The 5248-nt window shown below is 63.1% G+C and carries 3 protein-coding genes and 1 pseudogene; 1 reads left to right on the forward strand and 3 read right to left on the reverse strand.

Going from position 1 to position 5248, the window contains the following annotated elements:
• Window positions 1-65: 65 nt before the first annotated feature.
• Window positions 66-572, reverse strand: a pseudogene (locus WC739_RS24430) (hypothetical protein).
• A 191-nt stretch (window positions 573-763) separates the two neighbouring features.
• On the opposite strand from WC739_RS24430, the gene WC739_RS24435 reads away from it, so the two are divergent.
• The gene (locus tag WC739_RS24435; protein ID WP_372955567.1) at window positions 764-1645 is read left to right on the forward strand and encodes a DMT family transporter; all 882 of its coding nucleotides are present in this window, start codon (window positions 764-766) and stop codon (window positions 1643-1645) included.
• A gap of 8 nt (window positions 1646-1653) precedes the next feature.
• Here WC739_RS24435 and WC739_RS24440 read toward each other — a convergent pair whose 3' ends face one another.
• Both WC739_RS24440 and dnaE read right to left on the reverse strand, forming a co-directional pair.
• A complete protein-coding gene (locus tag WC739_RS24440; protein WP_372955565.1) occupies window positions 1654-2451 on the reverse strand; it encodes a potassium channel family protein in 798 nt (265 codons plus the stop codon).
• 67 nt (window positions 2452-2518) lie between these two features.
• Window positions 2519-5248: DNA polymerase III subunit alpha (dnaE, locus tag WC739_RS24445; RefSeq protein ID WP_372955566.1), on the reverse strand; the 2730-nt coding region annotated here is incomplete at its 5' end.

Genomic DNA, 5248 nt, shown 5'->3' on the forward strand with positions numbered 1-5248 from the left:
GACCGGATATACCTTCGGCAAGGGTCGCGACGCCCATCCGCCGGAGCCGCTGGAAGATTGAGCGGTCAGGTGCGCGTCAGGTCGATCCTGCTCGTCACCACGCTCTTGCCGGTTTTGGGATCGGTGTCGATGACCGTCAGCCGGATGCCGTTCTCGCCTCGCTTCTCGACGGTCATCCGAGCCTTCTGATCACCGTTGACCTCCTTCGCCCAGCGGATGCCGAGATTGATGGCGTTGCCTGACCGGCTGCCGTTCAGCTACGCGGGTCCGGTGCGGGAGCCGACATATACCCCGCTGTACTTCGCATTTGTCACCTTCAAGTTGGCGCTGATCGCCCGCGACACCACAATCAAACCGCGGCAATTGCCGTCCAGGGAGAGCGAGGCCGAAGTCGCATTCGACTTGAAGCTGCAGGAGACACTGACGTTCGGGACGTCCGTGGTCACCTGCACGGTGCCCTTGCCGGCGAAATTCCCGTTGAACGACTGCAGGAACTTTGCTTCATCGGCGCGGGCGGCGCCTGCCGCGACGACCAGACATCCAGCGAGCGCGAACGGCGCGAATGATCTCATGATACTCTCCTTGTCGATGGTGAAATCGCGGCACGTCCAAGAAGCACGGCGACCAATGGGCAACAACGCTGCCAGCCGTGTCGGGTTCCGCCTGCAAGGTGGCCGTTCGTGAGCCCTGTGCGTGCCACTGGCCCAGAAGAATGCAATTTCTAGCGATTGCGGCGAAGGTCCTGGCCTGCGACAAGCCCGGCATGATGCCAACCCCCTCCATTCCCAAGGCCGCCTTCTGGATGGCGCTGTCGATTACGTCGTTCCTGGCGATGTCGGTCGCCGGCCGCGCCACGACGGCCGAGCTCAACGTCTTCCAGGTGCTGGAACTACGCTCGGTGATCGGCTTCCTCATCCTCTTGCCGCTGGTTATGACCAGTGGTGGTTTCGCCGCGATGCGCACCGCGCGCCCGCTGGCCCACCTCGCGCGCAACGTCGTCCATTATAGCGGCCAGGCGGCATGGCTCTATGCCTTGACCTTGATCCCGCTGGGGGTGCTGATCTCGATCGAATTCACCACGCCTATCTGGACGGCGATCCTGGCGGTCACGTTTCTGGGGGAAAGGCTGTCGCGGCCAAAGCTCGCGGCGGTCGCGCTCGGGCTCGTAGGCGTGGTGATCATCGTCCGCCCGGGCGTCGGCCCGGTCAACCCCGGACACCTGATCGTATTGGGTGCAGCGGTCTGCTTCGGAATTTCCCTGGTGATGGTCAAGTCGCTGACGCGCACCGACAGCGTCGTGCGCATCATCTTCTGGATGCTCGTCATCCAGTCGGTGGTCGGCCTGGTCCCGGCGCTCTACGAATGGCGCAACCCGCCGCTCGAACTCTGGCCGTGGATCGTGCTGATCGCGTTCAGCGGCATGTCATCGCATTTCTGCATGGCGCGTGCCCTGACTTATGCGGATGCCACCGTGATCTCACCGATGGATTTCCTGCGCGTGCCTTTGTCGGCACTCATCGGCTGGCTGCTCTATCAGGAGCAGATCGATGCCTTCACCGCCGGTGGGGCGCTGCTGATCCTGATGGGCAACCTGTTCAATCTGCAGCGCAGGCCGGTAAAGCCCGCCGAAATCGCGGCGTCCTGAGCCTGCCGTCAGTTCCCGTCGTCGGGTATGTTGAGGATATGGCCGCACGCCTTGCAGTGGACGGCATCGGGTTCATGCCTCTGCAACCCGCATTGCGGACAGGGAAAGAAGACCTTGGTCGGCCGGAAGATGGCCTGCGCCAGCCTGACAAACAGCGATATGCCGATGATCATGGTGAAGATCGCCGTGAGCTTGCCGGCGATGCCCGGCAGCACGATGTCGCCGAATCCGGTCGTCGTCACCGTGGCGACGGTGAAATACAGCGCGTCGATATAGTTTTCGAGCCCCTGCCCGCTGCGGAAGAAGAAGCTGTAGACGAAACCGGTGATGACGAAGAGAAACGTCAGCAGGTTGATGACCGCCTGGCTTGCCTCGCGCCAGGGTCGCAGGCCGCGCATCTCGAAATGCCTCCACAGCGTACCGCTGCGCGACAGCGACCACAGCCGCAGGATGCGCAGGAAGCCGAGGTTTGCCAAAGCGGTCGGCATCAGCAGTGTCAGCAGGATAAAGACATCGACCCACGAGGTCGGCTGCTTCATCAGGCGCAGCATGTCGTTGGAGGCCAGCAGCCGGGCAATCAGGTCGGCGGCGACGAGCGCGGCAACGGTATAGTCGAGCCACAGGAACGAGGACCATTGCTGAAGGACCGGCGTCGCGACGAAGAAGCCGATTATGGCGAGGTCGATGATGATGGTTATCAGCTGGAACCGGAAAGCCGCCGGCGTGCGCCCGTGATAGAGCTTGCGCAGCCTGTCGCGCAGGCCACCGACCGCTGAACCATCCTTTGAACGGTCCACGGGAGTCATGGCAGCCGTGCAAAAGATCGGCAAGACAGCCGATCGCAGGACCGCAACCGGCCGGGCGATGCCGTGATCACACCAGTTCCACTTCGACCACGCCCGGCACGGCACGCATGGCCGAAGCGATCTGTGGCGAAATCCGGTAGCGGCTGGGCAACTCGATCTCGATCTCCCCCTCGCCTTCTTCCTTGATCAGGACGAAGCTTACCTGGCCTTCGCCCTTGACGGTCAGTTGGCCGGCAAGCGTGTTGATGGGCGCGGCGTTTCGCAGGAAAATCCGCAGCGCCTTCTGGATCCGGCTGGCCTCGTCCTCCAGCGATTGGACGGAATTGATGCGCAGATTGACGCCTTCCGGCCTGTCCTCGGCCGCAACGGTGATAACCACGGACCGGCCGGGCTCGAGCAGGTCGCGATACTGCGCCAGCCCTTCCGAAAACAGCACGGCTTCATACTGTCCGGAAGTATCGGAAAAGGTCACGACACCCATCTTGTTGCCGGTGCGCGTCTTGCGCTCCTGCTTGGTTGTAACGGTACCAGCGAGCCGGCCAGCGGTGGCGCCACGCTTTACGCCAGCGGAAAATTCGGCCCAATTCTGCACCCGCATCTTCTGCAGCGCCGACTTGTACTCGTCGAGCGGGTGGGCGGAGAGATAGAAGCCGACCACCTGGAATTCGCGGTGCAGCCGGTCGGCGGCGAGCCACGGTTCCGATACCGGCAAATTGAGCGCCTGTGACTGCGCCCCAAGGGATGCTCCGAAGATGTCGTGCTGCCCGGAGACCGCGTTCTGCTGCGCCAGCGATGCCAGTCCCATCATGCGCTCGACACCCGCCATCATCGCCGCACGGTCGTGGCCGAAACAATCGAGCGCACCGGCCATGATCAGGCTTTCGAACACGCGCTTGCCGACAATCTTGGGATCGACCCGCTCGCAGAAATCGGCGAGCGTCTTGAAAGGCCTTTCGCCACGCTGGGCCACGATGTGCTCCACGGCGGCATCGCCGACACCCTTGAGTGCCGCCAGTGAATAGTAGATGCGGTTCTCGCCAACCTCGAAAGCCCGGAAACTCGTCATCACCGACGGCGCCAGCACCTGGATTCCCAGGCGCAGCGCGTCCTGACGGAAGTCGGCGAGCTTGTCGGTGTTGCCCATGTCGAGCGTCATCGACGCCGCCAGGAACTCGACAGGATAATGCGCCTTGAGATAGGCGGTCTGGTACGAGACCACCGCATATGCGGCCGCGTGCGACTTGTTGAAACCATAGTCGGCGAACTTGGCCAAGAGATCGAAAATGAAGTCGGCTTGCGGCTTGCCGACGCCCCGCTCGACGGCGCCTGAAACGAAGCGCTCGCGCTGCTTGTCCATCTCGGCGCGGATCTTCTTGCCCATGGCACGGCGCAGAAGATCGGCTTCGCCGAGCGAATAGCCGGACAGCTCCTGCGCGATCTGCATCACCTGTTCCTGGTAGACGATGACGCCTTGCGTCTCCTTCACCAGATGGTCGATCTTGGGATGGATCGAGGCCATCTCCTCCTCGCCATGCTTGCGGGCATTGTAGGTCGGGATGTTCTCCATCGGCCCCGGCCGGTACAGCGCAACCAGGGCGATGATGTCCTCGATGCAATCGGGCCGCATGCCGATCAGTGCCTTGCGCATGCCGGCACTTTCCACCTGGAACACGCCGACCACTTCGCCGCGCGACAGCATGGCGTAGGTCTCGGGGTCGTCGAGCGGGATCGTCGCCAGATCGATCTCGATGCCGCGGCGGCGGATCAGCTTGACCGCCGTCTCCAGCACGGTAAGCGTCTTCAGGCCAAGGAAGTCGAACTTCACCAGCCCGGCCTGCTCGACATATTTCATGTTGAACTGGGTGACCGGCATGTCGGAGCGCGGATCGCGATACATCGGCACCAGTTCCGACAGCGGACGGTCACCTATGACGATGCCGGCGGCGTGCGTCGACGCGTGGCGGTAAAGGCCTTCCAGCTTCTGTGCCATGTCGAGCAGCGTCTGGACGATCGGCTCGCGTTCGGCCTCTTCGGCGAAGCGCGGTTCGTTGGCGATGGCGTCGGCGAGCTTGACCGGGTTGGCCGGATTCTGCGGCACCATCTTGGAGAGCTTGTCGACCTGGCCGTAGGGCATCTGCAGCACGCGGCCCACGTCGCGCAGCACAGCGCGGGCCTGCAGCGTGCCGAAGGTGATGATCTGGCCGACCTGGTCGCGACCGTATTTCTGCTGGACGTATCGGATGACTTCCTCGCGCCGGTCCTGGCAGAAATCGATGTCGAAGTCGGGCATCGAGACGCGGTCGGGATTGAGGAAGCGCTCGAACAGCAGCGAGAAACGCAGCGGATCGATGTCGGTGATGGTCGTCGAATAGGCGACCAGCGAGCCCGCGCCCGAGCCGCGGCCGGGCCCGACCGGAATGCCTTGCGCCTTGGCCCATTTGATGAAGTCGGCGACGATCAGGAAATAGCCCGGAAACTTCATCTTGGTGATGATGCCGAGCTCGAAATTCAACCGCTCGCGGTACTGCTCGACCGTATAGCCGGCTGTCGGCCCATGCGCCGCCAGCCGCGCGTCGAGCCCCTCATGCGCCTGCCTGGCCAATTCGTCGGCTTCCGCCTGCACGGCGGCATCATTGTCGGCGACATCGCCGCCGGTGAAGCGCGGCAGGATCGGATTGCGGGTCTTCGGATAATAGGAACAGCGCAACGCGATCTCGACAGTGTTGTCGATCGCTTCCGGCAGGTCGGCGAACAGTCTGGCCATGTCGGCCTGGCTGCGCAGGAAATTATCCGGCGT

The sequence above is a fragment of the Mesorhizobium sp. genome (assembly GCF_041661565.1).
In the GTDB taxonomy this organism is placed as follows: domain Bacteria; phylum Pseudomonadota; class Alphaproteobacteria; order Rhizobiales; family Rhizobiaceae; genus Mesorhizobium.